Here is a 784-nt window from a genome sequence, read left to right on the forward strand (position 1 = left end):
AAAGCGGCGCGTCGGCATCGTCTTCCAGAATTATGCGCTGTGGCCGCATATGACGGTGGCCGAGAACATCGGCTATTCGCTGAAGGTGGCGAAGCTGGACAGAGCGGTCGCGCGCCAGAAGGTTGAAGACGCACTCGCTTTGGTCAATCTGCAAGGGCTGGGCGAGCGCAGGCCGGCCAATCTTTCCGGCGGCCAGCGCCAGCGCGTGGCGCTGGCGCGATGCCTTGTCGCCGCGCCCTCGCTGGTGCTGTTCGACGAACCGCTCGCCAATCTCGACGTGCATCTCAGGGCCTCGATGGAGGACGAGTTCGCGTCCTTCCACAAGCGCACCGGCACGACCATCGTCTACATCACCCATGATCAGGCCGAGGCAATGGCGCTGGCCGATCGGATCGCGGTTATGGACAGCGGGCGTCTCGCCCAGCTGGCAACGCCGCGTGAACTCTATCATGAGCCGGCAAATGAAATGGTGGCGTCCTTCATTTCGCAAGGGATTTTGCTGCCCGCCGATGTGCTGAGCGCGGAGCAGGCGGGCCACTGCAAGGTCCGGGTTCTCGGCGCGGAGCTGGTTGTCCGCTGCCGGCCTGGCGAGCGGCCGCGCGCTGGGGCAAAGATCTGCTGCCGGTCGGCCGATCTCGACGTGTCGCCGGATGGCCCCGGCTTTGACGGCTTGGTCAAGCGGGTGATCTACCAAGGCGGCTCGGCGCGCATCGAATTCACGCCTTCGACCAGTCCCGACCTTACCTTGCATTTCGAACAGCCCGACCCGGTCGTGCTGGAGAGC

1 protein-coding gene is annotated in these 784 nt (G+C 64.9%); it reads left to right on the plus strand.

Annotated elements, in window-relative coordinates:
* The coding region (locus EN935_RS38505; protein ID WP_164771852.1) for an ABC transporter ATP-binding protein at positions 1 to 784 on the plus strand (784 nt) is incomplete at both ends.

This window comes from Mesorhizobium sp. M7D.F.Ca.US.004.03.1.1, from assembly GCF_003998635.1.
In the GTDB taxonomy this organism is placed as follows: domain Bacteria; phylum Pseudomonadota; class Alphaproteobacteria; order Rhizobiales; family Rhizobiaceae; genus Mesorhizobium; species Mesorhizobium loti.